This window comes from Endozoicomonas sp. YOMI1 (genome assembly GCF_024606345.1).
GTDB lineage: Bacteria > Pseudomonadota > Gammaproteobacteria > Pseudomonadales > Endozoicomonadaceae > Endozoicomonas.
The window spans coordinates 1-1,143 of record NZ_JAHHPM010000561.1; the positions used below are offsets into that span (position 1 = coordinate 1).

Consider the following 1,143-nt stretch of genomic DNA (forward strand, 5'->3'; position numbering starts at 1 on the left):
GTAGCGAGGATGGCAGAAAATTGAGGATAAAAATTTCGTTTTGTGAGGTGAATAGTGGTGCTAATTGCCGAACAAAACGGAATTTTTAGACCAATTTGCTGCCACCGCAGTAGGGCAGACTATTCTTGGACAGCCTCCTATGAGGCTGTCCGGCCAATGGCTATGGGGCTTTTTGCCACCAACCAGATCATTGTAGATGAATGAACCAATAGTGAATCAGCAAAGCGTCCCATTGAACAGGCATTTGTACCTATTTAGTACACTATTCATCTTTGAGTACAATTTCTTCTCCCAAATAATAATCTCCTAAAAGTTTTTTCATTCGTTTCTCAGAGAAGTCAGCAGGAGTATATTCATTTGAAGGTTTCTCTTCTGTTACTAAACCTAGTCTTTGGTAGGCTTCGGCAACTAACTCACTACAGAAAATGGAGGATAAATCTTCTTTATTGTGACCAAAAGGGCCATCATATGCAGATTTAAACAACTCTATTTTACTTTTCTCGTACTCTTTTCCTCGTAGCTCCTTTCTAAGTTCCATTAGCATTCTCAAACTATTCTCCGGCAAGTCGCATCCCTTGAGCTGCCTGACAGAAATGTCACCGCTATACTTTTGCACTCGATTACTTAGGGGTACTAACTGAACCCCCTTGCGTGGAACGCCAGACTCAAGATCCTTTATATTATTTAAGGTGGTTGATTCCCAAACTGTAAGGAAGTCATACTCTGGAATATTCAATATCATTCCAACATGAGACCACTTACTTAATGTCCCATATTTAATGATGTCACTAAATGCCCCCTTACCTGAAAAGAGTACTACATCACCAGTTTTTAGTTCGTTTCGCATTGATGAGTAAGGTTTAATCATTTTCATCTCCTGAGTAAATCACGGTGTTTAAGAAATCTGTAAGCACTAACAGTCGTTTATACGAATCACTTTCACGTAACATACTGTAGATTTGATTTGCAATACGCACCAGCAGTAATTTCTCGAAAACTGCTGCAAAGCCCACAAGATAGAACCTGGGAAGCTTTCTCAACCAAACTCTCCAGCCTCGGGAACTGCTCAACTCCATTTAATCTGTCTTTCAGATAGTCCCAGAATGAAAGACCATACAGGCGACACGTTTTCTTCAGACTGGC

2 protein-coding genes are annotated in these 1,143 nt (G+C 40.4%); both read right to left on the reverse strand.

Annotated elements, in window-relative coordinates:
• Positions 1 to 262: 262 nt before the first annotated feature.
• Complete coding sequence (locus tag KDK15_RS19765; RefSeq protein ID WP_257297113.1) at positions 263 to 868, reverse strand: YiiX/YebB-like N1pC/P60 family cysteine hydrolase; 606 nt, start codon at positions 866 to 868, stop codon at positions 263 to 265.
• A gap of 71 nt (positions 869 to 939) precedes the next feature.
• On the reverse strand, positions 940 to 1,143 hold a 204-nt coding region (locus KDK15_RS19770; protein WP_257297114.1), incomplete at its 5' end, for a hypothetical protein.